This window comes from Streptomyces sp. NPDC004667 (assembly GCF_040609475.1).
Taxonomy (GTDB): domain Bacteria; phylum Actinomycetota; class Actinomycetes; order Streptomycetales; family Streptomycetaceae; genus Streptomyces.
On sequence record NZ_JBEXKC010000091.1, the window covers coordinates 1 to 25,816 of the forward strand.

Consider the following 25,816-nt stretch of genomic DNA (forward strand, 5'->3'; position numbering starts at 1 on the left):
GTGCGCGTACTGCGCGACGCGGCGACGGTCGCGGTGCACGACGCCCGCCCCGGCGCCGCCGCCCGATACCTGCGCCGCGCCCTGGACGAACCGCTCTGCGACGAACGGCGCCAGCAACTGCTGACCGAGCTGGGCTCGCTGGAGTACGCCTCGGCCGGCGGCGCGGTGGGCATCGCACGGCTAGCCGAGGCCCAGCACCTGCACGCCGCACCCCGCGACCGGGTGCGCGCGGCCGTCGCCCTCGGCACCGCCCTGGTCGGCCGCGGCGAGGTCACCACCGCGCTGGAGGTACTGCGGCGCACGGAAGGCAGCCTGGACGGGCATCCGGGACTCACCCGCACCGTGCGGACCGCCACCGCACTGCTGTCGGACGCCGACCTCGCCACCCGTCAGGAGACCTACCGCAGGCTCTCCGAGAGCGGCCGGCACGCGCCGGAACTCGTCGGCACCGCCAGCCGGGCCCTGCTCGTACGGTACGAGGCCACGGCCGGCCTGATCTCCGCGGGGCAGGCCATGACCCGCGTACGGGCCCTGCTCGCCAAGCCCTCCGACCCGCTGGCCGAGCCGTTCCTGCTCGGGACGGCGGCGGCGGTCGCCGAGTGGGCCGACGAACTCGACGAGGCCGAGCGGCTCGTGGACCGCGGTCTGGCCGGCTGCCGGCACCCCGCCCTGCTCCACCCCATGGAGGACGCGCTGCTCAACACCCGGGCCGACATCGCCGCGGCCCGCGGCGACGTCGCCCGGCTGATCGCGGTGCGCGGCGACGGAGCGGCCGTCGCGGCACGCGCCCAGAGCGGACCCTCCAACCGGGACGCCCACGTGCTGATGGCACTGGTCCACACGGGGCGCTCCGAGGAGGCCGGACGGCTCGCCGAAGCCTTCGACCTGAGCCGAGCCCCGGAATCATGGCAGCTGAACCGCTTCCTCTACGCGCGGGGAGTACAGCGCCTCGCCGCCGGAGACCCGGCGGGCGCGCTCCACGACTTCCTGGAGTGCGGCCGCCGTCAGACGGCCCGAGAGGTGCTCAGCCCGGTCGTCACCCCCTGGCGGACGGCGGTCGCCCAGTGCCGCCTCGCGCTCGGCGGCGGCCAGGAGGCCCTCGCCCTGGCCACCGAGGAACTGCGGCTGGCCCGGGTGTGGAACACCCCGCGCACGGTGGGACGCGCCCTGCGCGTCCTCGGCACCGCCACCGGCGGCCACCGCGGACTGCACCTGGCCGAGGAGGCGGTCGACACCCTCAGGAGCGCGCCCGCCGACGCCGGGATGGAACTGGTCGAGGCCCTCCTCGCCCACGGCCGCCAGCTCCTCGCCACGGGCGCACGCGCACGCGCCCGGGACCGGCTGCGCGAGGCGGCGGACCTGGCCGAACACAAGGGCGGCCTGCGCCTGCTCGCCCTGACCGAACGGGCCCTGCGCGAGGGCGGTGCCCGGCTCCCGGCCGCGGCGCGGACCGGCTCGGGTGCCCTGACCGCCAGCGAGCGCCGCATCGCGGAGCTGGCCGCGGCGGGGCGGACGAACACCGAGATCGCCGACCTGCTGCACCTGGCCCGCCGCACCGTGGAGACGCACCTGACGAGCAGCTACCGGAAACTGGGCATCCGCCGCAGGGCCGAACTCCCCGCCGCCTTGAACCGCCCCCGCTCCCCGGCCGCGCCCGCCGCGGACCCGGCCTGACACCGGGCCGCCGCCGAGCGGGGGCTGTCGGTGGCGACTCCTATGATCGACGTCATGCCCGAGTTCTTCATGGCGGGCGGGCGGAAGCTGTCGTACCTGGACTTCGGAGGTCCGGGGAGTCCGCTCCTGGCCCTGCACGGGCACTACAACGAGGCATCGGCGTTCGCCCCCCTCGCCGGGGCGCTGGCGCCCCGGTGGCGGGTGATCGCGCTCGACCAGCGCGGACACGGAGAATCCGACCGTGCCCCCGCCTACGGGAGGGACGGCTACGTATCGGATGTGGCCGCCCTCCACCGGCACCTGGGGGTCGGGCCGGTGCCGGTCCTGGGGCACTCGCTGGGCGGGGTGAACGCCTACCAGTTCGCCGCCCGACACCCGGACGGGGTCAGCGCTCTGGTCGTGGAGGACATAGGCGCGGCAGTCCACTGCGACTGGTCGTTCACCACACGCCTTCCTGTCACCGCACCGTCCCGCGAGGCGCTCGTCTCCGCCCTCGGCCCGGCGGCGCCCTATCTGGAATGCTCGTTCAGGCAGAGCGACCGGGGCTGGGGCTTCTCCTTCGGGATCGACGACACCGTGGCCTCCCAGAAGGCGCTGGGCGGCGATCACTGGGACGACTGGACGGCGGTGTCCTGCCCCACCCTGCTGGTCCATGGCACGCGGAGCGACGAGTTGACGGCCGATCACGCCCGGGACATGGTCGCCCGCCGGGGCGGACGGGCCCGTCTCGTCGAGCTTCCGGCCGGTCACGTCGTCCACCACGACGCTCCGGAGCGCTTCGCCACCGAGGTCGAGGCCTTCCTGTCGGCATCCTGCTGAGACCCGGAGAGGGGGGCCGGGGACGGGTTCCGTCACCGCGTGCGGCTACACTGGGCCACTGCGAAGGGGAGTAGCCCCGCAATACCGGTCGTCGACACACTGGAACCCGCGGGTTCCCGGTGGCCGGGCCCGCGCCCGAGGGGGATGCGGGCGGGCGAGACCTTCGGCCCATTGTCGACGACATCAGATGCGCGTCGGCGGGGTCGAAGCTGCCGCCGCCCCCTCGCGCTGGTCGTCCTCGAAGCCCGTCGGTGCGGGAAATCCGGACGGTTCCTGTGATCCATTTCGTACTGCTCATCGTGTGCGCGGGGGCGATCTACCTCTCCTGCGAGTGGTTCGTCAATGCCGTGGAATGGCTGGGCGAGCGCCTCAAGGTCGGAAAGATGGCGGTCGGCACGATCCTGGCCGCTTTCGGTACGGCGCTGCCCGAATCGGTGGTGACGCTGGTCGCGGTGACCACCGGCGCCACTGACGAGGCGAAGCAGATCGGCGTCGGCGCCGCGATGGGCGGGCCGCTCGCCCTGGCCACCATCGCCTACGGGGTGACCGGCGTGATGCTGCTCCTCAAGCGCCGCCGGCAGCGCCTGCGGGTTCCGGCACCGACGGGCACGCCGCAGAACGGGCCGGGCGACGAGACCCTCGGCAACGCGAAGGACATGGAACGGCTGGCCAAGGACCAGAAGTGGTTCCTGCCCATCTTCTTCCTGAAGGTCGCCCTCGGTCTGGTCGCCTTCGCGTTCAAGCCGGCCTTGGGCGTGCTGTTCTTCGCCGCGTACGCGGTCTACTTCTGGCGTGAGATCCGCAGCAGCCGCGCCGACGACGACACCGATGGGGACGAGGAACTGGAGCCGCTGAAGCTCCAGCCCAAGGCGGCCTCTCCGGCCACGTGGGCCGTGGCCGTCCAGACGCTGGCCACTCTCGTCGTGATCTTCATCGCCGCGCACTTCTTCGTGAAGCAGCTCGATGTCATCGGTCCGATGCTGGGCCTGTCGGCGACGGTCACCGCCCTGCTGCTCTCGCCGATCGCCACCGAGCTCCCCGAGATCATGAACGCGGTGATCTGGGTCCGCCAGGGCAAGACCAAACTGGCCCTCGCCAACATCTCCGGCTCGATGATGATCCAGGCCACCGTTCCGAGCGGTATCGGCCTGATCTTCACCAGCTGGCACTTCGACGGCCCACTGCTGTGGTCCGGGATCGTCACCATCGCGGCGATCACCTACCTGCTGCTCACCATGCGTGCCCACCGGCTGACCCCCGCCCGGCTGGCCGTGGCCGCCGGGTTCTACGCGGTCTTCGCCATCGGACTCGTCCCCATCCTCGGCTGACCCGCCGCGCGGACCGGCCGGCCGTGCCCCGGCCGGCCGTGGGGACCCGTGCGTACGTCACCGTGATCGTGGCGTTCCGCAGGACGCCGGGGCCGGTCGGCCCCGGCGACCGGCTCACTTGGACTGCGTGGAGACGCTCACACCGCTGAAGTCCTGCGCGGCGGCGAGGCTGAAGTAGACCCAGCCGGACGGCGGGTTGTCGATCGTCAGCGTCTCGTCGTTCCCGGCACGGGTGGACTTCGCCTGGTAGGTGCCGGTGGTGGCCCAGGTGCCGCCACCGTAGTAGAGGTCGGCGTTGCCGGTGCCCCCGCTGCTGGTGATGGTCAGCTGCTTGACGCCGGCGGGCAGGTAGACGAAGTGGTAGCTGTAGTTGCCGGTGGTGGCCGCGAGGTTGTCCCGGCGGCAGTTCTTGTCGAACTGACGGGTGTCGCTCATGGTGCACAGCGGGGTGGACTGGGCTTCGGGCAGCGGGCCGCAGTCGTCGGTCGCGCAGGTGGTCGACAGCCAGGTGGCGAAGCCGGCGTCGTAGCCGGTGCCGATGGTCTGCTTCAGGAAGGCGCGGGCACCGTTCCAGTCGCCGGCGCGGTACTTGTCCAGCACGGTCTGCATGTCGGCCGGGTGCGCCTGGAGCATGTAGCGGACCGCGAGGAAGCCCCAGCGGTAGACCCGGTTCGAATTGACGTCGGGGTCCGCGTCCTGGTTGTAGACGGTGTCGAACAGGTCGCTGAGCCGGTACGTGTTCTTGGCCGCCTCGGCGATCGCGTCGGCGTTGCGCACGCCCCGGTAGCCGTACGAGATGTTCTCGGCGATGCCCTCGACCCACCAGATGGTCGGCGTGGTCAGGCTCGCGTCGAAGTCGCCGGCCATGTCGTAGCGGCCGTCGAGGTAGTGGGTGTACTCGTGGTTGAGGTTCCAGATCTGGAAGTCGGGACGCAGCCAGCTGGCCTCGTGGGCGATGAAGCGGGCCTGGTTGCCGGGTGCGGCCGGGTTGCCCTCCTCGTACATGCCGCCGTTGTCGACGTCGATGTTGTAGATGGCCCAGGCGTACAGCGAGTACTGGGTGTAGTCGTCGAAGACGACGACCTCCAGGTTGGTGTTCACGTCACCGGGGATCGCGCCCTTGTCGCCGATGACCCGGTGGAAGTAGGCGTCCTGGTTGGCCAGGCTGGTGCAGGTGCTGTCCAGCTGGCCGGGGGACATGTCCTGGGCGCGGATCTTCAGGCCCGGGTTGCACGTGCGCTGGATCGGCAGGACCAGCGGGAGCACGCGCTCGCCCAGGTCGCAGATGGCGTAGGCGGCGCAGTTGCCCTTGTCGTACTGGCGCGTGTACCAGCCCAGGTTCATCGTGATCGGCGCGGTGGGGCCGACGTTCGGGTAGCGGTTGATCAGGTCCTTCAGCAGCGGCCGGACCCGGTCCTTGAGCTCGGGGACGTCGAGGGCGTAGCCGAGGTAGCGGCCGACGTTGCTGACGACGTCCAGGCGGTTCAGCTCCGCGCCGTTGCGGGTGATGAATCCGGCCCAGGTGTCGAGGATGGCGGGGTCGGCCTTGAGGGCGGCCCGCCAGCCGCGGGCGTCGTTCTTGGCCTTGAAGCCGTTCTCGACGACCCACTCGACGTGCTGCATGGCGAGGTTCATCTGGCCGGGCCAGGTGCCGTCGTAGGTGCCGAGCATCCACTTGACGACGCCGGCGTACCGGCCAGCGGTGTGGGTGCTGTCGATCAGCGTGACGACCTCGTTGAGGATCTCGCCGTTCGCGTCGGTGACGTCCTTGCTGCGCGGGGAGGCGAAGAAGGCGTCCAGCGCGCCGCGCGCCGAGCCGTCCAGCGCCGTGCCGTAGTCGCCGACGACGTCCGCGTGGTTGTCCTGCACGTAGTATCCGGCGCGCAGGAACAGCACCAGTTGCCCGATGGCGGCGCTGTTGTTGCCCGCGTAGCCGGCGGAGGCGTCGCGCAGCGCGTCGGCGACGGTCACCATCTGGGCTTCACGGAAGGCCCTGCGCGCGTTCTCCCCGGTGAGGCCGAACAGTGGGTACGTACAGTCGATCCGGGGGAGGGCCTTGAGCTGCTGGACCAGCGCGCCGCCCGTGGCGTTGATCACGCCGGAGAGGTCGCCGCACTCGTCCCCGGCGGCGGCCGCGGACTGCCGGTCGGCCTTGTCGGCCCTGACGGGCTTGGTGGTGGGGGCGGGGGCCGTGGCGGCCTCCTCGGTGCTGTCCTGCGAGGAGATCCGCAGGCGCGGGATGGTGCGCAGCGCGTCGGGTGACGTGGGGACCGGGATCGACCGCGGCGCGGAGGCCGCGGTTCCGCGCGCGTTCGCACCGGCCGGGGCCGTGGCGCCGACGGAGGCGGCCTGGCTCTGTGGCGTGAACAGGCCGAGCGCAATGAAGACGGCTGCGCCGAGCGCAGGAAGTCTGCGCGCGCGGGCCTTCGATATGCGGAAGGGATGCATCTGTGGGGGCCTCCGGGGCCGTTGTGCCGCGTGCTGGGGACACGGGCAGCTGACGTGTGACATGTAAAATTTCACATGTCGCATCATGCTGGAAGCCTTTTGGCCAGATTCTCGGCCACCGAAACTGAAACGTTGTCAACTTCCGGCCCCGGAGGGTGAGGTCGTCCGGTCGCCGCATCGCCAGGGCGCCGTCTCCGGTGCGTGTCCCCCGTGTCGGACCCGTGTCAGGAGTCGACCTTGGGGACCCCCAGCCTGTCCCAGGACGTGGGACCCGGGGTGCCGTCGGCGTCGGAGCCGGTGTAGCCGAGTCCGAGCTGCCAGGCCCGGTAGGAGTTGACGTCGCCCGAGCCCCAGACGTCGGCGTTCGCCGTGCTCCGGTAGCGGTCGCAGCCGACGTCGACGAGCCGCTCGTGCATGGCCGCGATGATCGGGCTGCGGCGGCCGGCGGTGAAGAACCCGGCGCCGGGGAACGGTTCGAAGGCGGACGCGGGGGGTGTCCAGCGCCAGGAGGTGACGGCGGCGCCGCCGCGGGGATCGCGGGGGTCGGCGGTGGGCGGGCACTGCCCGTCGGGGTAGACGGGGGCGAAGTAGCCGGTGACGTAGCTGCTGCGGCGCGGGTTGGAGTGCGACCAGACGCCGTTGCCCTGGCCGTGGTCGACGGAGCCGGCCTGGATGCTGTTGCCGCCCTTGGTGTAGACGGTGTCGGCGTCGAAGCCGGTGACGATCTCGGTGTGGGCGCCGTCGCCGAAGTTGACCCAGGCGCCGACGGAGGGGTAGTCGGACCACTGGCCGCGGGCCTTGGCCCAGCCCGTGAAGGCGCTCACGTTGTCGACCTTGGGCACGATCGCGTCGAGGCCGGCGTCGTGGTACATGCACCAGTCGAAGATCACGCACCAGGCGACGCCGTCCTCACCGAACTCCTCCCCCCAGCGCGTGTAGTTGTCCCAGCCGTCGCGGCTGTTCCAGCCCTCGTAGATCTGTTCGCGGACGGCCATGAGGTGGTCGGTGAGCTGCTGCCACTGGGGTGTGCTCATGGGGTGCCTCCAGGCGTGAAGGTGTCGCGGGTGACGTTCCGGCCGGGGCGCCGCGCGAACCGGACGGTGGGCGGTGCCCCGGGGCCGGCGTCCTGTGCTGCGGGCGGCCGGGCGAGGTCGTGCGCGGTGAGGTAAGCGGAGTCGTCGTTTTTCATGAGGATTCCCGGGAGTTGGTGACCCGATACCGTCCTGAGCTGTCGAAACGATTCAGCTGGATCGCACGGATGTCCGCCGTTCCGGAATGCCGTCCGAAGGTGCCGGCCCGGCCCGCCGTGGAGCCCGCGACGGTCCGGGCGGGCCGGGGTCCGGACGATGAATTGAACGCGTTCAGTCCGGCTGGCAGAATGGATCCGCACGGTCGACCGGGCGGACACGTCCGCTTCGTTTCGGCGCGGTACGAGGGAGGGGTGGCCGTGGATCAAAAGCGGTCGTACGGCCGGGTGCTGGTGGTCTCGGTGCTGGTGGGCTGTCTGGAGGTCGCGCTCGCCCTCGTGGTGGTCCTCCTGTACGCCCGGACGCAACCCCCGCCGGACACCCCGGTGGACCGCTCCGCCCTGGCGGCCGGGCTGCTCTCGTTCGGCGCGGTCATCGGCGTGATCGCGCTCCTCCTGTCCGTGGTCTTCGTACTGCCCGCCGTGGCACTGGCCGATCTGACCGGCCGTCGGATCGGCGGACGCGAGGCGTGGTGGGTACCGGCGGTGGTGGCGGCCCTGGTGACACCGCCGGTCGTGGCCTTCGCGGCGTACAACGACGTGGAGGAGCGGAGCGCGCTCGTCTTCTGGGCGGTGGCCACGGCCGCGCTCTCGCTGGGCGGTCTGGTCGCCCGGATCCGGCGCCGGCGACTGGTCGGGCACGTGGCCCTGTGGGGTTCGGCGGTGGTGGCGGGAACGGGCCTCCTCGGCACCCTCGGCTTCGCCGCGGGCCTGCTGCCCGCCTACGAGCCGCCGGCGATCGGTCCGTCGACCGTGGCCGGCACCTGGGTCGACCACACGGGCGGGACGCTGGTCTTCACCTCGGACGGCCGGGTCACGGCCTCCGGCGTCGGCGAACACGCCCCCGACGATCCGCCCGGCGGCCCGTCACGGACCTGTTCGGGCTCCGGCACCTGGTCGTACGAGCCCGGACGGGACGTCTGGACACAGGAGGTCCGGGTCCACGTCCCGGGGTGTTCCCGCCAGGTGTGGAGCGTCGGCGGCACCGAACGGACGCCCCGTATCTACGGGCACGTCGGTCGCCCGGACTCCGGAAGGCTGTACCAGCTGCGGAAGGCCGTCGACGGCCCGTGACACCGTGACGGCCGCGCGGGTTCCGGCGGCAGGGAGTGCCGCGGGTGGGCCGCGGGGTGTCCGCCGGGCGTGTCAGCGCGGGGTCAGGGGCCGTGGTGCAGTCTGGTTGTCGTGACCGGGAGGGTGACCGGGCCGGGTCGCGAGGGAGAGGTGCCCGGAGTGGTTGATCGGGGACCGGCCATTGGCCGTTCGGGTTCTTCTGGGATCCACGCAGGTTCGAATCCTGCCCTCTCCGCCGTACGCGGGCACCCCCGGGGCCATCCGGCCACCGGGGCCCTCCGGCGTCCGGGGCCGCGCCGGGAGGGAGCCGTCGCACGGGCCGATCCGGGCCACCGACCCCAAGGCGCCCACCCGCACCGCCCCGTGGCCCTACACCCGTACGACGACGACGGCCCACCCGGGAATACCGGGTTGGCCGTCGAGGCGGGGTCAGTTGTTCTGCGTGGCGTCCGTGTCCGCCTGCGAGGCCGCGCTGTCGGCGGCGTCCAGCTTCGCCTGCATGTCCGCCGCCTGGCCGTCGGTGCCCGCCGACCGCTCCGCCTTCGGGTGGGCGGCCGTGCCGCCCCCGCAGCCGGTCAGCAGCAGGACGGCCCCGGCGGCCAGGGCGGTGAGCACGGCCGCGCCGCGCCGGGCGGACCTCACTTGGACCCCTGCGCGGTGCACCAGGTGGAGACGGCCTTCAGGTCCTCCTGGCGCTTCTGCAGGGTCGGCACCAGGTTCTTGCGGAAGGTCAGGCGGTCGTTGAGGTACGTGTGGATCTCGGTGTGACCGGCGTTCTTCGCCTCGGTGACGCGCTGCTCCAGCCGGGCGACCGAGCCGGCGACGGTGGCGTCGCCGTTCAGCCGGGTGAGGGCGGCGCTGATCCGGGCCTCGGTCTTCGGCAGGCGCTTGCAGATCGACTTGGCGCCATCGCCCTTCGGCGCGGACTTCGCCGACGCGGCGGGGCTCGGCGAGGCGCTCTCGGCCTGCGCGGGGCCGGCGGACAGCAGTGCACCGGCCAGGGCGACGGCGCCGATCGCGGCGGCGGTCCTACGGTTCGCGAGCATGGTGGTATCCCCTTCGGTGCGACGGGCCGACGCGTGGGCGCGCCGACCGAGCAGGACGCTAGGGAGCCTTTTTGTGGATTCCTTGTGACCGCCGGACCGGCCGCACCGCGCCGCTCGGAGAGGCACCCGGACCTCACCCGAAACCCGCCGCGGGCCCGTCAGTCGCCCCGGGAGATCCAGTCGCGCCGTGCGGGCAGCCGCACGGTCGGTTCGTCGTCCGAGACCAGCGGGAGCCGCACCTCGAAGCGCGCGCCCGTCCCGCCGGGTACCTCGCCGAGGCCGACCGTGCCCCGGTGCAGCGCGGCCTGCTGGGCCACCAGGGTGAGCCCGAGGCCGGAGCCCGGACTGCCGGGCCGGTGGTGGAACCGGCCGAAGACGGCCTCGCGTTCGGCGGGCGGTACACCGGGCCCCTCGTCGTCCACCGTGAGCAGTGCGAAACCGCCCTGCGCGCGCAGCCGGACCGTGACCCGCGGCGGCTCGCCCGGCCGGTGACCGTGCACCACCGCGTTGCGCAGCAGATTGGCGAGCATGATCTTCAGGCCGGAGTCCCAGCCGAAGATCCGCAGCTCCGCCGGCAGGTCCACGTCCAGCACCAGCCCCGACCCGGCGTCCCGGCGAGCGGCCTCGGCGGCGGCCGCGTCCACCAGCTCGCACAGGTCGAGCGGGGCGAAGGCGGAGACCTCCACGAGGTCGCCGAGCGCGAGCATCCGCAGCGCGCCGAGCAGTTCCAGCAGCCGGGCGTGGTCGCTCCGCAGGTCGCGCACCACCTCGGCCCGTTCACCGGGGGAGAGGTCGGGGTGGGCGGCGAGCACGTCCAGGTCCGTCTGCATGCTCATCAGCGGCGTACGCAGCTCGTGCGAGGCGGCGGACGAGAAGGACCGGGCCGTCTCCAGCGCCTGCGCGGTCCGCGCCGCCTGCTCGTCGTAGCGGGTCAGGAGCTGGCCGATGGCCGCGGACAGTTCGTCCACCTCGGCTATGTTCACGGGGGTACCGGCGAAGGCGGCGGCCCCGGCCGCCGGGTCGAGTCCGGCGGCCCGCCGGCTCAGCCGCCGTACGGACGCGGTGGCGCGCCCCGCCAGCCCGTACGCGAGGAGCCCGGACACCGGAGCGGCCAGCAGCGCCACGAGCAGCACCCTCCGCCGCACGGCGGCCACTTGCGGGTCGGTGCTCGAAGCCGCCGTGTAGATCCACAGGTTCCCGGGCGCGGCGCCGGCCACCGGCACGCTGAGCACCCGCCAGGCATGGCCCTTGGCGCGGACCGTGACGGGGCCCTGCGGGGTCCGGTCGGGCAGCCGGACCGCCGCGTCGGGCTGCGGACCGCCTTCCAGGACGGTCGCTCCGTCCGCGCCGCGCACCCGGATCCCCGCGTCCAGGACGTCACCGAGCACCTTGCGGTGCTGGTTCTGCTCCGCCTTCGGCCGCCCGTTGCGGTCGGCTGCCAGCAGGGCCCGTACGTCGGGCAGGACGGCCGAGGCCCGGTCCTGGAGCCGCGCGTCCTGCTGCTGGCGCAGGTCGCGGCTGACGAGCCCGAGCACCAGCAGACCCGCGGCCAGCACCAGCAACGGCATGACCACGGTGACCGAGAGCGCGATCCGGGTGGCGAGCTTCACGATCCGCTCCCCGCGCCGGGCACGCGCAGCACGAACCCGACGCCGCGCACCGTGTGGATCAGCCGGGGGCGTCCGCCCTCTTCCAGCTTGCGGCGCAGGTAGCTGACGAAGGTGTCCACCGCGTCGGTGCGCACCTCGAAGTCGTAGCCCCACACCCGGTCCAGCAGCTGGTCCCGGGTCAGCACGATGCCCGCGTTGCGCACCAGGGCGGCCAGCAGCTCGAACTCCCGCCGGGTGAGCTGGACCTCGGTCCCGCCGTGGTGCACCCGGCGGGTCGCCTGGTCCATCTCCAGCGGTCCGGCGCGCAGCACGTCCCGCTCGGCGCGCGCCGGGCTGCGCCGCAGCAGGGCGTGCAGCCGCAGCACCAGTTCCTCCAGCGCGAAGGGCTTGACGAGGTAGTCGTCGGCGCCCGCCTGGAGACCGGCGACCCGGTCGGCCAGTTCGTCCAGGGCCGACAGCATCAGGACGGGGGTTTCGTCGCCGCGTGCGCGCAGGCTCCGGCACACCTCCGTACCGGTCAGTCCCGGCATGGACACGTCCAGGACGAGCACGTCGGGGGTCCGCGCGTCCACCTGGGCGAGAGCGCCGGGCCCGTCCTCGGCGAGGACCACGGTGAATCCGCTCAGCCGCAGTCCGCGCTCCAGCGAACGCCGGATGGCGGCGTCGTCGTCCGCCACGAGCACCACTGCCGTGTTCATGCTGCCTCCCGCACCGCCCCTGTCCGAACCGGGCCCGACCCTCTCACAGCCGTCCGGACCGACCGGACGCGGGCCCCTGCCGGAAGCCCGATTCCGGTCGCCTTCCGTACCGTGCCGTCCGCGCGGCGGTCGTGGGCGGTGGTCGTGGGCCGGTGCGGGCACCTGCCCGGGTGTCAGGCGGGAAGGGCGTCGGCCAGGCCCGCGCCGAGGAGCAGGAAGGCCCGGTCGGCGGCGGCGACGGCCTCGGGGTACACGTCGTCGGCCGGGCGGCCCGCCTGCACCTGGCGGCTGTTGCGGTCGGCGAGGGCGCGCAGGACGGTGACGATCTGCACGGAGGCGAGCCGTGCGGTGAGCTCGTCGGCGCCGGCCTCCTCCAGTGCTTCGGCGAGGGCGGCGATGCTGCGCACCGCGTACCGGAGCAGCCGCTCGCTGAGGCTCGCCGTCGTGCTGAGTAGCCGGGCGAAGGCCAGGGCGTCCGGGTCGGAGGTGAGGCCGGTGACGGGGTCCCGCCGGGCCAGGGCGTCGAGCTCGTGAGCGTGCAGGGCGGCCAGTGGGCTCGTACCGGCCGGGCGGGCGCGGACCACGCGGGCCGATTCGTCCTCGTGGTCGGCGAACTGCTGCAGGACGAGGTCTTCCTTGGTCGGGAAGTAGGTGAACAGCGTGCGCTTGGAGACTTCGGCGGCCTCGGCGATCTCCACGATCGACACGTCGTCGAAGCCGCGGCTCAGGAACAGTCGCAGCGCCGCTTCGAAGATCGTCTGCCGGGTGCGCTGCTTCTTGCGTTCCCGCAGCCCAAGTTGCTCAGTCATGCGCCCACGATAGCAATGGGGTACCGAGGAGAAACTTGCACCTGGTATAGTTCTCTACCAAGTGAAGGAATCGTCCTGGGAGGCTCCATGAACGTGCAGGTCACCGGTGTCATCGTCGTCGGGGCCGGCGGCGCCGGACTCACGCTCGCCACCGAGCTCGCCCTCGCCGGCGTACCGGCCGTCGTGCTGGACCGGCTGCCCGGCCGCAACCTCCAGTCCCGTGCCGGGGCGATCCAGCCCCGGACCGCCGAGATGCTCGCGCTGCGCGGCCTGCTGGACGACGCGCTGGGACGCTCCATCGACTACCGGCTCGTCGGCGGCCACTTCGCCGGCCTGCCCGTCCCGCTGGACTACGCGGCGTGGGACACCCGCTATCCGCACCCGGTCCTGCTCCCGCAGGACCAGCTGGAGGCGGTGCTGGAGGACCGGCTCACCGAGCTCGGCGGTCAGGTGCTCAGGGAGCACCGCCTGACCGGCCTGGACCAGGACGCCGACGGCGTCACGATCTCCATGACCGGGCCGGGCGGGGACCTGTCCCTGCGGGGCCGCTACCTCGTCGCGTGCGACGGCGCCCACAGCAGCGTGCGCAAGATCGTCGGAGCCGATTTCCCCGGCGAGGCCGCCACCGTCCGCATGGGCACCGCCGATCTGCTGCTCACCGGGGACGTGGACGACAGCTCCACCGGACACATCAGCTCGCGGATCCACACCACGCCCGAGGGCCACTTCGCCATGATCACGCCCCTGGCGAACGGACTCCACAAGCTCATCTTCAGCGGCCCCCGGACCATGCTGGCCGAGCGCGACGCCCCGGTGACGGCCGAGGAGGTCCGCGAGGTGCTGCGAGCCACCCACGGCGGGGCGCTCGATGTCGCCGAGATCCGCTACTCCTCCCGGTTCAGCAACGCCAGCAGGCAACTGGAGCAGTACCGCCACGGTCGCGTGTTCTTCGCCGGCGACTCCGCGCACATCCACTCCCCGGCCGGCGGCCAGGGGCTCAACCTCGGCGTGCAGGACGCGTTCAACCTGGGCTGGAAGCTCGCCGCCGTCCTGCGCGGCGACGCGGGCGAGGAGTTGCTGGACACCTACCAGAGCGAGCGGCACCCCGTCGCCGCGCGGGTGCTCGCCCTCACCCGGGCGCAGGGGGTGGTCATGGGGCCGCAGCGCGACGGCGGGCTGGGCGAGCTGCGCGACGTGCTCACTGACCTCCTCCGCCTGCCCGACGCCAACCGGTACATGGCCGGCGTGATGGCCGGGCTCGACCTCTGCCTCCCGTCTCCGGACGCCTCGGCCCATCCGCTGCTGGGCCTGCGGATGCCCGACCTCGACCTCGTCGTCGACGACGAGCGGGTCCGGTTCAGCGACCTGACGCGCTCCGGACGCGGCGTCCTGCTCAACCTCACCGACGCCCCGCTCGCCGTCGCGGCCCCCTGGAGCGACCGGGTGACCCACGTGCGTGCCCGGGCGGAATCCGGCGAGACCGGCGCCGAGGCCATACTCGTCCGCCCGGACGGCTACGTCTGCTGGGCCGGAGGCGCCGGCCTCGCGGAGACGCTCACCCGCTGGTTCGGCTCCGGCGACCTCGCCGCCGACGGGATCGCGGGGGAGGCCGCCTGAGGGACTTCGAACGGTTCGCCACGATGCGGTGAAGCGGCACCGTGGCGACGGTGACCGGACCGGCGGTGCTCCGCGTCAACCGCTCAGTACGGCCGGGCCCGCTTCGCGAAGGCCGGCGACAGCTCGTTCTGCGCGGCGCGCGGGAAGGCGACGGTGTCGGGGTTCCCGTCCGAGACGTACCGGCTCTTCCCGGCGGCGAGCTTGTCCAGCCAGCGCGAAGAACCGAATTCGGCGTCCTCGTCCTTCGGCCCCGCCGAGCGGATCCGGGGGATCGCGCCGGGTGTGAAGGCCTTCGCGAAAGGCGAGACCGACGGGTTGGCCCCCACGAGATACACCCCGTCGTAGCGGTAGTCCGTTCCCCGCGCGGCCACCCCGGCCGGCTCGGGCATGGCGCCGAAGGGCAGGGCGAGCGAGGTGACCCGCGTCCCGGGCGCGGCCTTCTCGATCGCCTGCTGGCCGGCCGAGATCGCCCTCGCGGCGCCCGCCTGGTCCAGGGAGCGGAGGTTCTCGTGACGGTCGGTGTGGTTGGCGACCTCGTACCCGTGTGCCTTCAGCCAGGTCAGGGCCTTGGCGGAGCCCGTGGCCGAGAAGGCGTCCGCGTTGACGAAGAAGGTCGCCACCGGCTTGAACGCGGGGTACTTCTTCGCCGTCTCCGCCAGGATGGCGACGGCGGTATCCGGGGCCGGAGTACCGTCCGCGCCGAGCCGCACCTGACTGTTGGTCGAGTCGTCGAACGTGAGGACCACCGGGTGGGCGCCGGCCGGGATGTCGATGCGGCCCGTCTGGAAGTCACCTGCCGTCACCGGCACGTAGTCCTCCCGTGCGAGGCGCTCCAGCTCGGCCCGGAAGTCGGCCGGCGTGCGGTCGTAGACGCTGGTCGGCTTCGCGGTGAGCTGGTGGTACATCAGCACCGGTACCTGGCCGAGTTCGTTGGCGCCGACCGCCGCCGGATCCTTCGCGGCGGCGGGGCCGACCGCCGCCCGCGAGGCGGGTGTACGGGGTTGCCCCGTGGCCGGTGACGGCCCCGTGGAACAGCCGGTGGCGAGCAGGGCGGCGGCGCCTGCCAGGGCGCCGAGCGGGACGAGCGGGTGGCGCATCAGGAGCCTCTCCGAGGTGGGGGTGTCGCGCCATACCTACCGGCGAAGAGGGCCCCGGTACCGCACTGTCCCCTGCATGGCGTAGCCGCCACGCCGCAGGCGATCCGGGCCGTTCGTGTGAAATATCGGCGGAACCAGTCGACCGGCACGTGCAGCGGCAATGAATGGAGGCAGCATCCGGCCCGCACCCCCCGTCACGAAGGACGTCACGATGCCCCGCACCCGCATACCGCGCTCCGGCTCCTCCCGCCGTCTCCGCCGCCCGGCCCGTCGCGGCGCCCTCATAGCGACGACCGGGGCGCTCGCTCTGGCCGGGGCGGGCGTCGGCGCCTGGACGTTCCTCGCGCCGGGTCCGGGCATCCAGGGAGTGAGCGACGGCGCCGTCCTCGACGCACGCGCGGCCGCACGGGTCAGCGCCTATCTCGCCGCGGGTACGCCCGGTGGCGGCAACAAGCCGCACGTCACCCTGGACGGCGCGGCGGTCCCCCTCACCGCCGAAGGCGCCCGCCTGAGGATCGGTCTCCCGCACCTCGCGGAAGGCCGGCACACCCTGGTGGTGGCGGGCGGCAGCAGCCTCCCCTTCGCCTCGTACCGCAAGGTCGTGGGCTTCAGCGTGGACACCACCCCGCCGGAGCTGAAGGTGGCCGACCCCGTGATCAAGAACGCCGCCGCCCCGGTGACCATCACCGGCAACGCCTCCGGTGACGCCGACGTGAGCGTCAACGGCAAGAAGGTCCCCGTCGACAAGGCCGGTGCCTTCAAGGCCACGGTCCCGAAGGGCACCCCCCTCGTCACGGTCAAGGCGGTGGACCGCGCCGGGAACACCACCAGCAAGGACGTGTCCGCCCGGGGGCGCCGCCCCATGATCCGTGCCGCGCACATCACGGCCATCGGCTGGGGCGACGACGGGCTCCGCGGCGGCATCCTCGCCCTGGTCCGCAGCGGCAAGCTCAACGCCGTCGAGCTGGACGTCAAGGACGAGGACGGCGAGGTCGGGTACGCGTCCCAGGTGCCGCTGGCCCGCCGGATCGGCGCGGCCAAGGGCTACTACGACGCCCGCAAGGCGATCGCCGAGATCCACGCCGCCGGCGCCCAGGTCATCGGCCGCATCGTGGCCTTCCGCGACCCCAAGCTCGCCGCGGCCGCCTGGAAGGCCGGCGACCAGGACCAGCTCGTGCTGACCCCGTCGGGGCAGCCCTACGACGGCGGCCACTACGGCGCCCTGTCCTTCACGAACTTCGCCAACCCCACGGTCCGCAAGTACAACCAGGACCTCGCCCTCGAAGCGGCCCGGCTCGGCTTCGACGACGTCCTCTACGACTACGTGCGCCGGCCGGACGGCCCGCTGTCGCACATGCGTTTCCCGGGCATCGGCACCGCCACGCCCGAGCAGTCCATCACCTCGTTCGTCGCCGACACCCGGACCGCGCTGCGTCCCCAAGCCAAGTACCTCGGCGTCTCGGTCTTCGGCATCGCCGCGACCCGGCCCACCGAGATCGCGCAGGACATCGGCGCCCTGGTCAAGGTGACCGACTACGTCGCCCCGATGGTCTACCCGTCCCACTGGGCGCCGGGGGAGTACGGCGTCGCACAGCCCGACACCTCCCCGTACGCGATCGTGCAGCGTTCGCTCGCCGACTTCGCCCGCCAGGCGAAGGGCACGCAGACCGAGATCATCCCGTGGCTGCAGGACTTCTCGATGGGCAGCACCTACGGGCCGGCCGAGGTGGCCGCACAGATCAAGGCCGCCGAAGCCAACAAGATGAGCTCCTTCATCCTCTGGAACGCCGGCGCCCGCTACCAGGGCGCGGCACTCCAGCAGATCGCCACGCGCTGACAGGGCCCGGCCGACGGCCGGGCAGGAGGCGGGTCCCCGGCCCCGGGGGCCCGCCGAAGCGCGTTCAGGCCTTGAGGATCCGCCCCGACACCGCCAGGGTGACGCGCCGCGGCGTGAGGGCGGAGGCGAGGGCGGAAACGCGGTTGGCGAGCCCGGCGACGATGCTGGGCGGGGTCTTGCCGCGCTCCAGCGCGCGGCGGGTGGCGGTCACGACCTGCTCCGGGGTGGCCATCCGGCCGACGGCCGCGTCACGGCTGCCGACGACGTCGAAGAACTCCGTGCTGACCGGACCCGGCGATACGGCGAGCACCCGCAGCGGAGAGGAACGGGTCTCGTAGCCGACGGCCTCGGTGAAGCTCAGGACGAAGGCCTTGCTGGCGCCGTAGACCGCCATAGCCGGGGTCGGCTGGTACGCCGCCGCGCTCGCGACGGTGACCAGCGCGCCCCGGCCGTCGGCCGCGAGATCGGGCAGGAAGGCCCGGGTGAGCTCGGTGACGGCCACGACGTTCAGCTGGATCATCTCGTTGATCTGCGCGACGTCCTGCCGGACGAAGGGGCCGTGGCTGCCGAACCCGGCGTTGTTGACGAGGGTGTGGACCGTGATCCCGCGGGCGTCGAGCTCCGCGCGCAGCGCGGCCGCGGCACCCGGCCGGGCGAGGTCGGCGGCGACCGCGTGGGCCGTGACGCCGTAGCGCTTCTCCAGATCCGCCGCGAGCCCTTCGAGCCGGTCGAGGCGGCGGGCCACGAGCACGAGGTCCGCTCCGCGCTCGGCCCACTGGCGGGCGAACTCGACACCGAGGCCGGCGCTTGCCCCGGTGATCAGGGCCACGGTTCCCTGGTATGTCATAGGCATCGTCGGCTGCTCCGTTTCCACGTGTTGACGGTATCGAATGTAGGCGGCGACACCATTGTAGTCAATGACAACATCGAGAGAGGGGTGCCCGCCTTGACCGAGGGGCCCTACCACCACGGCAACCTCAGGGCCGCTCTGCTGGAGCGCGCGGAGACCGTCCTCACCGAGTCGGGCGTGGACGGCCTGTCCCTGCGCGCCCTGGCACGCGATCTCGGCGTGAGCCACGCAGCGCCGTCCCGTCACTTCCGCGACCGGCAGGCACTGCTGGACGCCCTCGCCGTCAGCGGCTTCACCCGGCTGAACGAGCGCCTGCGCACCGCCGCGGAGGCACCCGGGCCGGTGCCGGTGCGCCTGGCCGGCCTGGGGCGGGCGTACGTGGAATTCGCCGTCACCCACGCCCCCCTGCTGGACCTCATGTTCAGCGCCAAGCACGCCGACGACTCCAGTGCCGAACTCAGGGAGCTCGGGCACCGCAGCCTCGACACGACCGCCGAGCTCATCGCGCAGGCGCAGGCGGAGGGCACCGTCCGCGCGGGCGACCCGGCCAGGCTCGCCCAGGTCGCCTTCTCCACGGTGCACGGCCTGGCCACACTGGCCCTGGGCTCCCTGCTCGACGACACCCCGCTGGCGGAGGCCACCGACCTCGCCCTGGACGTACTGCTGACCGGCCTGCGCCACCCCGACCGCTAGCCTCGCCCCCCCGGGGCCGACGGCCCGCAGCCGATGTCGGTGCGGCTCTGTACCGTGCGGCCATGGGCATCTACCTGGTCGGCGTCGGCGCGAAGGAGTGGTTCGGTGAGGAGGAGGGGGATCGGGGGGCCGTCGCCTCGGCCCTGAACCGGGAGCTGAGGCGGCGTGGGCTGCCGCCCTACCTGACCGTCCCCGAGGAGACCGCGTTCGTCCGCGGCTCCGGGCAGTCCTTCGAGGAGAAACTCGTCCCCTCCATGGCCGGGTTCGGCGCGCTGTGCGACGCACACCTCTCGCCCGAGGAGGCGGAATCCCTCTGCGGCTGGACGGTGCTGGTGCCGGTGCCCCTCGACGAGGACGTCCGGCTGCCCGTGGACGCCGGGCACGAGGACGAGTCCGTGATCGCCGGCGCGCCCCGGGTACTGGCCCTCGCCGAGCGGCTGGCAGCGGCCATCGACCTGCCGGCCGACATCCCGATGGCGTGCGACAACCTGGATCTGACCACGTGGTTCCTGGACGGAGCGGCGAAGGAACTCGCGGTCAGCCGCCCGGGGCCATGGAGCGAGGACCTGGGAACGGCCTTCTACGTCGCCCTGTTCCTGCGCGCCGCCCAGCACTCGATCCGGCGCGGCTGCCCCATCGTCTACTCCTGAGGGGCACGGCCCGGACGGGGGAGGGACGCCCCCGGCCGATGGAAGGGGACGGATGCCCGGACCGACCACGGACCTGCCGTTCCGGTACGGCAGCCGCGCGGTTCGGGTCCGACCCGCGCGTGCGCTGGGGCGGGCACGGTACGGAAGGATCGGCCGGATCAGCCGCTCCGGGCACGTCACCGAGTTCCCGCTGTCCAGCGACTTTTCGTTCCCCAGCGGCATCACGACCGGGCCCGACCGGAACATCTGGTTCACCGAGCTGCTGGCCCGCGCCGTCGGCCGGGTCCAGGCCCTCCCTGGCCGAGGCGCACCGGCGGCCCACCCGGCTCCTGCGAGCCACCCCCACCACCCGGCGCCCACGGAGCACCGCCCCCTCCACCTCGTGCCCGGCCCGCCCGGCGGCACTGCGGCAGCGGTGATCAGCTCACGCTCATCCCCCGCTCAGGCCACACGCCCCGCTCCGTGCGCAGCGCGTTGAGCTTCCGCGAGGCCTTCAGGAACGTGTGGTCGACCAGCTCGTCCCGGACCGTCGAGGTGCGGGAAGCCTTGTCCATGGTCAGGCGCCGCGTGAAATCGCCGGGGTCGTCACCGAATTCGTACTCGACGCCCTCTTCGGTCTCGGAGACCTTCCGGAAGTACACGATCGCAGCCATCCACCACTCCTCTTGAAACCCTTCGCCCCGCCTGTCCGGCCACGGCCCGGTGCGCCCCTGACGGGTCCTGCGGATTCTCGCGCACCTTCCGCGCGCGCCTCACGCACTCGGACCGGAGGTTCCGGGCGCGCGTTCAGCGGGTGGCCGGGTTCGTTAGGCTCGCGGGAATGGAAGCCCGCACCCCGCCCGTCCTCCTCCTGTCCGCACCCCGCACCTCGACCGCCGAACTCATCGCCCGGGCAGCGGCCTGGCGCGGCCACGAAGTGACCGACCGGGCGGAGCGCGCCCGAGGACGCCGGGTGCACTGGTACGGAGGCCCCCGTGCGGCAGCACGCCTCGCGGGCCCACTGGGCCTCGGACTGCTCGAACCGGCCGACGACTGGCTGACGCACGTACCGCACCCCCTCCTGCGGCGCGACGTGCGGCTCACCACCCTCGCCGAGGCCCGGACACTGCGGGAACGGGCCTTCGTGAAGCCGCCCTCGGCCAAGATCGACCTGCTGCCCGCCGCCGTCCACGAGGACGGGACCGGTCTGCCCGGCGGGCTCGAAGGTTCCACGCCGGTCCTGGTGAGCGGGGTGGTGGAGTTCGCCGCCGAGTACCGGCTGTTCGTCCTCGACGGCGAAGCCGTCACCGGCAGCCGCTACGCCGTCCACGGGCGCCTCGACCCGGCTCCGCTGGACGCCGAGAGCCGCGCCTTCGGCCGTACGGTCCTCGACGCGACGGCCGCCGGTCTGCCCAGCGCGGTGTGCCTGGACATCGGCCGGCTCACGGACGGCCGCTGGGCGGTGGTCGAGGCCAACATGGCGTGGTTCGCCCACTGTTACGCCGCCGAACCGGACCGCGTCCTCGACACGGTGCTCCGAGCCGCCGGCCCGATCACCGCGGTCACCGAACGGGACCGGCCGCACCTGAACGGCTCGGCGGCGGTCGTCCCTGGCACGTCACCGTGAGCTCGATCCGGCCGTGGATCAGGCTGCGGTCAGGAAGATGAAGCGGTGGTCGTCCGCCTACCTTGCAGGGAGTCGATCTGGGCACCAACATCGTTGTGGAATGCGGCTGTTGGCTGTGGGGCGAACGGCCGTGATCCGCTGGTCGGTGGAGGCCGAGGACTCGTGCTTCCGCAAGAGCATGGGCGCAGGACGAGTCCGTCGGGTTCGTCCGGGCAGGCGGGCCCTCGGACCTGGTGCGGACCCGTGTCAGGGTGGGGCCTTATGGACTGCGCTTTCTGTCAACTCATCAGTCAAGACACCGCGCACTGGGTGGCCCGTGAGGCCGAGTGCTGTGCCTTCGCCCCGCTGAACCCGCTCGCGCCGGGGCACACGCTGGTGGTTCCCACCCGCCACTGCACGGGTGTGTTCGACACGCCGCCCGACGTGCTGACCGCGTCGATGGGCCTGGTCCAACGCGTGGCGACAGCCATGCGGTCCGCCCTCGGTGCCTCGGGCGTCAACATCCTGAGCGCAAGCGGTCCGGGGTCGGAGCAGTCCGTGCCGCACCTGCACTTCCACGTCGTTCCGCGGTGGGTGCACGACGGGATCTCCACGTGGCCGACTGGCCAGTCCCGTCACCGCCTCACCGGCGATCCGGTCGCCCAGCTGGCCGATGCCCTCGGTCGAAACCAAGCGATCCACGACGAACGGAGTTGAGCCGAAATCCACAACGCGCCGGCCGAGTCACGGCCGTTGCGCCCCGTTCGGGGACCCGTTGCGCGGGCCGCCCCGACGGGCGGCCCGCGCTTTCGGACGTCCCCTATTCCTGAGGGGCGTCGAAGCGGACGGAGCGGACCTCCAGGGTGTCCTTGGCCGGGTTGCCGTGGGCCTTCAGCCGCCACTCGGCGCCCTGGCAGTTCGCACCGAGGTAGACGGTCACGGCGGTGTCGGTGTCGTTGTGCGGGCCGTAGCCCGGCTGCTCGTCGTCGTGGCCGACGGGATAGAGGTTGATGCACTTGCCGCTGTGCGGGTCGTGCAGGGTCGCGAACTGTTCCTGCCCGTGGCCGTCCACGTACTTGTAGTGGAAGTTGCCCTGGGCGGCCTGGGCCGAGCCGGCGAGCGACAGGACCAGGGTGAGGGCGCCGAGACAGGCGCCGACGGTGGAGCGCAGCTTCATGGCGAGGAAGGGTCCCTTCCGGAGGTGATCGAAAGTGATCGCGGGGTGGTGCGTGCCCGACCCTAGGAGGGGTGTCCCGAGGCGAATCGATCCGCCTGATCACCCGCTCTGGTGCGTCACCCCGGCGCCACCTGATCGGACCAGAGCGCCGGACGCACGTCCACGGCAGCCGGACGATCGGCCCTGCCGGGACGTCGTGCCCGACACGGACACGAGACCCACGGCCGCACGGGATCCTGCCGCATCTCACCTCGACGTGCTGTCATGTGGCAAGGGTTCGGCTCCCGTGACGCACGTGATCCGACGACATGCCGCCCTGCTCGACCCCCTCGACCCCCTCGGTTCCCGGGCTCGACGAGGGAGGTGTGGCGACGGAGGTGCCGGGGGTGCCGGCACCGGGCATCGGCAGTCGTCGCCGCAGACGTGGGCGCGGGAGAGGGAGCTGGGTGTGATGGGCGCGGATTCGGGGAAGACGGGCCGGCCGGAGCCGTGGAACGGGAGGCCCTACGCGCAGGCGATGGACTCGGGGGAGGGGGACCTCTCGCTCAGGGACGGGGAGGGCTGGCTCCTCCCCCTGGAGGTGATGCGGTGGACCGGGCTGCCGGACGTGGGAGACGAGTCGGTACTGGCACGGTGTGAGGGCGGGGTACTGGACATCGGCTGTGGGGCGGGCCGCCTGGTGGAAGCCCTGGCCCGACGGGGGAGTGCGGTACTGGGCATCGACGTGTGCACCTCGGCCGTGATTTCCACGGTGTGCCGGGGCGGGCCCGCGCGCAGCGGCTCGGTGTTCGACCCGCTGCCGGCGGAAGGAAGTTGGGGCACGGCGCTGCTCATCGACGGGAACATCGGCATCGGCGGTGACCCGGGCCTGCTCCTGCGGCGGATCGGTGATCTCGTGTGCGACCGGGGGCTGCTGATCGTGGAGGTGTCCGCGACGGAGGTGGACGAACGTCGGCGGGTGCGTCTGTACGCCGGGCAGCGGGCGGTGAGCCCGGTGTTCTCCTGGGCTGCCGTGGGCCCGGCCGCGCTGGAACGGCTCGCCCGGGAGTCCGGCTGGTCGGCCACCGAGCGGTGGACCGGATCCCGGGGCGAGCGTCACTTCGTGGCTCTGCGTGCGCGGGCCTGAGCGCGCATCTCCCTGCGCCGGGGCCGCAGCCGCAGCCACGTCCCGATCAGGAAGACGGCGGCCGAGCCGATGAACAGACCGGCGGTGATGAGGAGCCATCGGGCGAGGAACCCGTCGGCGGGCAGGGCGGTGTAGGCGGTGTAGTGCCCGCCCTGTTGCAGGATCAGCGGCCACCACACCAGGAGCAGCAGACCGGAGATGAAGCCCGGGACGCGCAGGTGGTTGACGCTCGGCTTCGGCGTGCTCTCACCGGAGGGGGACCGCCCGGGCAGCAGCCGCTGGGCCGCCCGGTCGGTGAGCGAATACAAGGGGAGCAGGAGCAGGTCGTGCACGAGCGCGGCTCCCACGAACCAGATCGCCACGCCCACGGTGTCGCCGTTCAGGAGCCTGATCCCGGCGTACACGGCGAGCGCGAAGGAGGCCAGGACGAGGAGCAGGTGGAGCGGGGAGGCGCCGTAGCGATGGCGGAAGGCCGAGGCCGAGGCCGTGCCGTGGGCGGAACGGCCGGAACCGGCGGAACGGGCGGAACGCGTCGAACGGGGGGTCCGGGGGGTCATACGGGCTCTCCGAAGGTGAGGCGGGTGACCCACTTGGTGTTGTGGACGCCCGGAGCGGCCGGGATGATCACGCGGGCCGGGTAGCCGTGGTCCGGGGACAGATCGGCGCCGTTGACCCGCACCGCGAGGAGCGAACGGTGGTCGCGGGCCTGGTTCGGGGCGAGGACCACGGAGGAGAACGAACCTCCGCGCTGCACCGACTCGACCAGGACCTGCGGGGTGTCGCTGCCGAGTCCGACGAGGGCGGCGAGGTCGCTGAGCCGTACGCCCGACCACTGCTGGTCGGGGGTGGACCATCCTTCCACGCAGGCGATCGGCAGGGCCGCCTCGTTCTGGGGGAGGGCCAGGAGCATCCCGCGCGTCAGCACCACCTGCCGGCCGCCGCCGCGCACGGTCAGCCGCCAGGCGGGGCCGATGTCACTGGGCCGGATCCCGCTGGACGCGGCGGTCTTGTTGATCTGGAAGCCGTTCGGTCCCGTACCGGGGTCGCGGCCGTGCGGGGCCAGCAGCGCCGTCTGCCGCCACCAGCCGCCGATGCTCTGCCCGGCGGTCACGAAGAGGAGCGCGAAGGAGCCGGCCCCGACCATCGCGAGCGCCCCGCGGCGCGAGATCGTGGGACGGGCCGGACGTGGCGAGACCAGCCCGGCGGCCTCTGGGGAGCCGGACGCGGGCTGGTGGCCCCCGCCGCCCCGGACCGCACGCAGGGCGCGGGGAAGGCGGAAGGCCACGTGGAGGACGAACGCGCCGATGAAGACCCAGGAGCCGTAGAAGTGCAGGGTGTAGAAGGAGCCCGGGAAGATGTAGTCGAGCTGGATGTTGAGGATCCCGGTGATGAAGACGAAGCCGGCGCCGCCCACCAGCAGCAGGAGCGAGAGGCGCTCCAGGGCGTGCGCCGCGGACCTTACGGGCGGCCACTCGAACAGCTTCGGGATCACCGACCACAGCTTGGCCAGCAGGACCGGTACGAGGGCCACCCCCAGCACGGTGTGCACGCCCTGGGTGAGCCGGTACAGCCAGGAGGGAGAGGTCGGCCAGGTGAAGAGGTAGAACCCGAGCCACCCTTTGTCCGGCGTCTGGTCGTTGCGCGGGGCGAGATCGGGGTTGTAGGCCGCGTACGACAGCAGGCCCGTGATGAACAGAAGGGCGACCCCGACCAGGAGGACCAGTCCGAACACGCCGGTCAGCCAGGGGCCGCGCAGGGGGCTGCGCCAGAACTCCGGCCGGGCGGGGCCGGGCGGCGGGCCCGCCGCCCGCGCCCGTTCCGCCCTGGCCCGCAGCCGCTCGGTGACCGAGGGCCGAGGTGGCGGCGCGGGCCTCGCTCCGGCGGAGCCGCGCTCTGGCTCCCCGTCCGGCCCGTGCTGCCTGCCTCCGCGCGCGTCCATATCGGGCACCTCCGTAGACATCGGGCTCATCGGGCGTGGGCACCGGGGAAAACATCCCGCACCCACATGCCGAACCCCTCACCTGACACGCGGCGCGATGGGCCTCACGGCGGACGAAGAGGTACGACCGGTGACTTTCGGTGAGATTCGAGCACCTCGGGGGTGAGCCGCCCCATAGGACTCACGTCACATGCGATGCGGGGTAGTAGCCGGCGAAGGCCCGGTGCCGCTGATTCGTAGCGCCCCATGGCCGGGTCCGGTGGGTCCCCTCCTGCGAGGGTCCGTAGTAGGCGGGGTCTTTGCCAGGCCGCCGGGGCGTCGGTAGAACTGGATGAGTCGCCGGGCGGCACGGGTGCTTCACCCGCCGCCCAGGATCCCCTCTCCTCCGCGTGAGTGGCTCACGCACGTCTTCGGCGTGCCCGCGACCGTCCCTGTCCCCTACGGAAGGCTCCTCCGTGTCCAACGCCGTCATCCGCCGCATCGCCGCTTCGAA

24 protein-coding genes and 1 tRNA gene are annotated in these 25,816 nt (G+C 72.7%); 12 read left to right on the plus strand and 13 right to left on the minus strand.

From position 1 onward, the window contains the following. The 3 genes from ABZW32_RS33065 to ABZW32_RS33075 all read left to right on the plus strand — a co-directional run. The coding region (locus tag ABZW32_RS33065; RefSeq protein ID WP_356223225.1) for a helix-turn-helix transcriptional regulator at positions 1-1,674 on the plus strand (1,674 nt) is incomplete at its 5' end. A gap of 54 nt (positions 1,675-1,728) precedes the next feature. Further along, positions 1,729-2,493: an alpha/beta hydrolase gene (locus tag ABZW32_RS33070; protein ID WP_356223227.1), complete on the plus strand. Its 765-nt coding sequence runs from the start codon at positions 1,729-1,731 to the stop codon at positions 2,491-2,493. 275 nt (positions 2,494-2,768) lie between these two features. Continuing rightward, positions 2,769-3,821, plus strand: a complete 1,053-nt coding sequence (locus ABZW32_RS33075) for a sodium:calcium antiporter (protein ID WP_356223229.1) — start codon at positions 2,769-2,771, stop codon at positions 3,819-3,821. Between the two features lie 114 nt (positions 3,822-3,935). Here the strand turns inward: ABZW32_RS33075 and ABZW32_RS33080 are convergent, their stop codons facing one another. Both ABZW32_RS33080 and ABZW32_RS33085 read right to left on the minus strand, forming a co-directional pair. Beyond that, on the minus strand, positions 3,936-6,269 hold the full coding sequence (locus ABZW32_RS33080; protein WP_356223231.1) for a collagenase: 2,334 nt from the start codon (positions 6,267-6,269) through the stop codon (positions 3,936-3,938). 224 nt (positions 6,270-6,493) lie between these two features. Next, the gene (locus ABZW32_RS33085; protein WP_356223233.1) at positions 6,494-7,303 is read right to left on the minus strand and encodes a peptidoglycan-binding protein; all 810 of its coding nucleotides are present in this window, start codon (positions 7,301-7,303) and stop codon (positions 6,494-6,496) included. 413 nt (positions 7,304-7,716) lie between these two features. On the opposite strand from ABZW32_RS33085, the gene ABZW32_RS33090 reads away from it, so the two are divergent. Together ABZW32_RS33090 and ABZW32_RS33095 are read left to right on the plus strand one after the other, a co-directional pair. Next, positions 7,717-8,589: a hypothetical protein gene (locus tag ABZW32_RS33090; protein ID WP_356223236.1), complete on the plus strand. Its 873-nt coding sequence runs from the start codon at positions 7,717-7,719 to the stop codon at positions 8,587-8,589. A gap of 144 nt (positions 8,590-8,733) precedes the next feature. Further along, a tRNA-Asn gene (locus ABZW32_RS33095) sits at positions 8,734-8,824 on the plus strand. A gap of 194 nt (positions 8,825-9,018) precedes the next feature. Here the strand turns inward: ABZW32_RS33095 and ABZW32_RS33100 are convergent. From ABZW32_RS33100 to ABZW32_RS33120, 5 genes are all read right to left on the minus strand, one after another. Next, on the minus strand, positions 9,019-9,231 hold the full coding sequence (locus ABZW32_RS33100; protein WP_356223237.1) for a hypothetical protein: 213 nt from the start codon (positions 9,229-9,231) through the stop codon (positions 9,019-9,021). Beyond that, the gene (locus ABZW32_RS33105; RefSeq protein ID WP_356223239.1) at positions 9,228-9,635 is read right to left on the minus strand and encodes a hypothetical protein; all 408 of its coding nucleotides are present in this window, start codon (positions 9,633-9,635) and stop codon (positions 9,228-9,230) included. Before ABZW32_RS33105 ends, ABZW32_RS33100 begins: the two co-directional genes overlap by 4 nt. A 158-nt stretch (positions 9,636-9,793) precedes the next feature. After that, a complete protein-coding gene (locus tag ABZW32_RS33110; RefSeq protein WP_356223241.1) occupies positions 9,794-11,245 on the minus strand; it encodes a HAMP domain-containing sensor histidine kinase in 1,452 nt (483 codons plus the stop codon). Next, complete coding sequence (locus ABZW32_RS33115) at positions 11,242-11,943, minus strand: response regulator transcription factor (RefSeq protein ID WP_356223243.1); 702 nt, start codon at positions 11,941-11,943, stop codon at positions 11,242-11,244. The genes ABZW32_RS33110 and ABZW32_RS33115 overlap by 4 nt, the downstream gene beginning before the upstream one ends. A gap of 173 nt (positions 11,944-12,116) precedes the next feature. Then, positions 12,117-12,752, minus strand: coding sequence for a TetR family transcriptional regulator (locus tag ABZW32_RS33120; protein ID WP_356223245.1), 636 nt, complete (start codon positions 12,750-12,752; stop codon positions 12,117-12,119). Positions 12,753-12,839: 87 nt separating this feature from the next. Here ABZW32_RS33120 and ABZW32_RS33125 point away from each other — a divergent pair, with 87 nt between their 5' ends. Then, complete coding sequence (locus ABZW32_RS33125; RefSeq protein WP_356223247.1) at positions 12,840-14,369, plus strand: FAD-dependent monooxygenase; 1,530 nt, start codon at positions 12,840-12,842, stop codon at positions 14,367-14,369. Between the two features lie 83 nt (positions 14,370-14,452). Here ABZW32_RS33125 and ABZW32_RS33130 read toward each other — a convergent pair whose 3' ends face one another. Further along, positions 14,453-15,466: a polysaccharide deacetylase family protein gene (locus ABZW32_RS33130; RefSeq protein ID WP_356223248.1), complete on the minus strand. Its 1,014-nt coding sequence runs from the start codon at positions 15,464-15,466 to the stop codon at positions 14,453-14,455. 211 nt (positions 15,467-15,677) lie between these two features. On the opposite strand from ABZW32_RS33130, the gene ABZW32_RS33135 reads away from it, so the two are divergent. After that, entirely contained in the window at positions 15,678-17,303 is a 1,626-nt protein-coding gene (locus ABZW32_RS33135) for a putative glycoside hydrolase (protein ID WP_356223251.1), read from the plus strand. 64 nt (positions 17,304-17,367) lie between these two features. Here the strand turns inward: ABZW32_RS33135 and ABZW32_RS33140 are convergent, their stop codons facing one another. After that, complete coding sequence (locus ABZW32_RS33140; protein ID WP_356223253.1) at positions 17,368-18,150, minus strand: SDR family oxidoreductase; 783 nt, start codon at positions 18,148-18,150, stop codon at positions 17,368-17,370. A gap of 99 nt (positions 18,151-18,249) precedes the next feature. Here ABZW32_RS33140 and ABZW32_RS33145 point away from each other — a divergent pair, with 99 nt between their 5' ends. After that, on the plus strand, positions 18,250-18,846 hold the full coding sequence (locus ABZW32_RS33145; protein ID WP_356223255.1) for a TetR/AcrR family transcriptional regulator: 597 nt from the start codon (positions 18,250-18,252) through the stop codon (positions 18,844-18,846). A 62-nt stretch (positions 18,847-18,908) separates the two neighbouring features. Then, positions 18,909-19,496, plus strand: coding sequence for a hypothetical protein (locus ABZW32_RS33150; protein ID WP_356223257.1), 588 nt, complete (start codon positions 18,909-18,911; stop codon positions 19,494-19,496). A gap of 419 nt (positions 19,497-19,915) precedes the next feature. On the opposite strand, the gene ABZW32_RS33155 is transcribed toward ABZW32_RS33150, so the two are convergent. After that, positions 19,916-20,149 carry a hypothetical protein gene (locus ABZW32_RS33155; protein WP_356223259.1) on the minus strand — a complete coding sequence of 78 codons (234 nt, stop codon included), beginning with the start codon at positions 20,147-20,149 and terminating at the stop codon, positions 19,916-19,918. Between the two features lie 167 nt (positions 20,150-20,316). Here ABZW32_RS33155 and ABZW32_RS33160 point away from each other — a divergent pair, with 167 nt between their 5' ends. Together ABZW32_RS33160 and ABZW32_RS33165 are read left to right on the plus strand one after the other, a co-directional pair. Then, entirely contained in the window at positions 20,317-21,102 is a 786-nt protein-coding gene (locus ABZW32_RS33160) for an ATP-grasp domain-containing protein (RefSeq protein WP_356223261.1), read from the plus strand. A 261-nt stretch (positions 21,103-21,363) separates the two neighbouring features. Next, positions 21,364-21,798: an HIT domain-containing protein gene (locus tag ABZW32_RS33165; RefSeq protein ID WP_356223262.1), complete on the plus strand. Its 435-nt coding sequence runs from the start codon at positions 21,364-21,366 to the stop codon at positions 21,796-21,798. Positions 21,799-21,901: 103 nt separating this feature from the next. Here the strand turns inward: ABZW32_RS33165 and ABZW32_RS33170 are convergent, their stop codons facing one another. Continuing rightward, entirely contained in the window at positions 21,902-22,258 is a 357-nt protein-coding gene (locus tag ABZW32_RS33170; RefSeq protein ID WP_356223264.1) for a hypothetical protein, read from the minus strand. 451 nt (positions 22,259-22,709) lie between these two features. Between ABZW32_RS33170 and ABZW32_RS33175 the strand changes: the two genes are divergently transcribed. After that, positions 22,710-23,384, plus strand: a complete 675-nt coding sequence (locus ABZW32_RS33175) for a methyltransferase domain-containing protein (protein WP_356223266.1) — start codon at positions 22,710-22,712, stop codon at positions 23,382-23,384. Here the strand turns inward: ABZW32_RS33175 and ABZW32_RS33180 are convergent. After that, the gene (locus ABZW32_RS33180; RefSeq protein ID WP_356223269.1) at positions 23,354-23,941 is read right to left on the minus strand and encodes a hypothetical protein; all 588 of its coding nucleotides are present in this window, start codon (positions 23,939-23,941) and stop codon (positions 23,354-23,356) included. The two genes, ABZW32_RS33175 and ABZW32_RS33180, sit on opposite strands and share 31 nt — an antisense overlap. Beyond that, a complete protein-coding gene (locus ABZW32_RS33185) occupies positions 23,938-25,323 on the minus strand; it encodes a molybdopterin-dependent oxidoreductase (protein ID WP_356223271.1) in 1,386 nt (461 codons plus the stop codon). Before ABZW32_RS33185 ends, ABZW32_RS33180 begins: the two co-directional genes overlap by 4 nt. Between the last annotated feature and the right edge of the window lie 493 nt (positions 25,324-25,816).

Excerpts from the sequence above, each read along its gene's own strand:
- ABZW32_RS33115 (WP_356223243.1), bottom strand. The coding sequence starts at position 11,943 with ATGAACACGGCAGTGGTGCTCGTGGCGGACGACGACGCCGCCATCCGG.
- ABZW32_RS33175 (WP_356223266.1), top strand. The coding sequence starts at position 22,710 with ATGGGCGCGGATTCGGGGAAGACGGGCCGGCCGGAGCCGTGGAACGGG.
- ABZW32_RS33080 (WP_356223231.1), bottom strand. The coding sequence starts at position 6,269 with ATGCATCCCTTCCGCATATCGAAGGCCCGCGCGCGCAGACTTCCTGCG.
- ABZW32_RS33155 (WP_356223259.1), bottom strand. The coding sequence starts at position 20,149 with ATGGCTGCGATCGTGTACTTCCGGAAGGTCTCCGAGACCGAAGAGGGC.
- ABZW32_RS33085 (WP_356223233.1), bottom strand. The coding sequence starts at position 7,303 with ATGAGCACACCCCAGTGGCAGCAGCTCACCGACCACCTCATGGCCGTC.
- ABZW32_RS33165 (WP_356223262.1), top strand. The coding sequence starts at position 21,364 with ATGGACTGCGCTTTCTGTCAACTCATCAGTCAAGACACCGCGCACTGG.
- ABZW32_RS33125 (WP_356223247.1), top strand. The coding sequence starts at position 12,840 with ATGAACGTGCAGGTCACCGGTGTCATCGTCGTCGGGGCCGGCGGCGCC.
- ABZW32_RS33140 (WP_356223253.1), bottom strand. The coding sequence starts at position 18,150 with ATGACATACCAGGGAACCGTGGCCCTGATCACCGGGGCAAGCGCCGGC.
- ABZW32_RS33180 (WP_356223269.1), bottom strand. The coding sequence starts at position 23,941 with ATGACCCCCCGGACCCCCCGTTCGACGCGTTCCGCCCGTTCCGCCGGT.
- ABZW32_RS33070 (WP_356223227.1), top strand. The coding sequence starts at position 1,729 with ATGCCCGAGTTCTTCATGGCGGGCGGGCGGAAGCTGTCGTACCTGGAC.
- ABZW32_RS33170 (WP_356223264.1), bottom strand. The coding sequence starts at position 22,258 with ATGAAGCTGCGCTCCACCGTCGGCGCCTGTCTCGGCGCCCTCACCCTG.
- ABZW32_RS33105 (WP_356223239.1), bottom strand. The coding sequence starts at position 9,635 with ATGCTCGCGAACCGTAGGACCGCCGCCGCGATCGGCGCCGTCGCCCTG.
- ABZW32_RS33185 (WP_356223271.1), bottom strand. The coding sequence starts at position 25,323 with ATGGACGCGCGCGGAGGCAGGCAGCACGGGCCGGACGGGGAGCCAGAG.
- ABZW32_RS33135 (WP_356223251.1), top strand. The coding sequence starts at position 15,678 with ATGCCCCGCACCCGCATACCGCGCTCCGGCTCCTCCCGCCGTCTCCGC.
- ABZW32_RS33120 (WP_356223245.1), bottom strand. The coding sequence starts at position 12,752 with ATGACTGAGCAACTTGGGCTGCGGGAACGCAAGAAGCAGCGCACCCGG.
- ABZW32_RS33150 (WP_356223257.1), top strand. The coding sequence starts at position 18,909 with ATGGGCATCTACCTGGTCGGCGTCGGCGCGAAGGAGTGGTTCGGTGAG.
- ABZW32_RS33130 (WP_356223248.1), bottom strand. The coding sequence starts at position 15,466 with ATGCGCCACCCGCTCGTCCCGCTCGGCGCCCTGGCAGGCGCCGCCGCC.
- ABZW32_RS33160 (WP_356223261.1), top strand. The coding sequence starts at position 20,317 with ATGGAAGCCCGCACCCCGCCCGTCCTCCTCCTGTCCGCACCCCGCACC.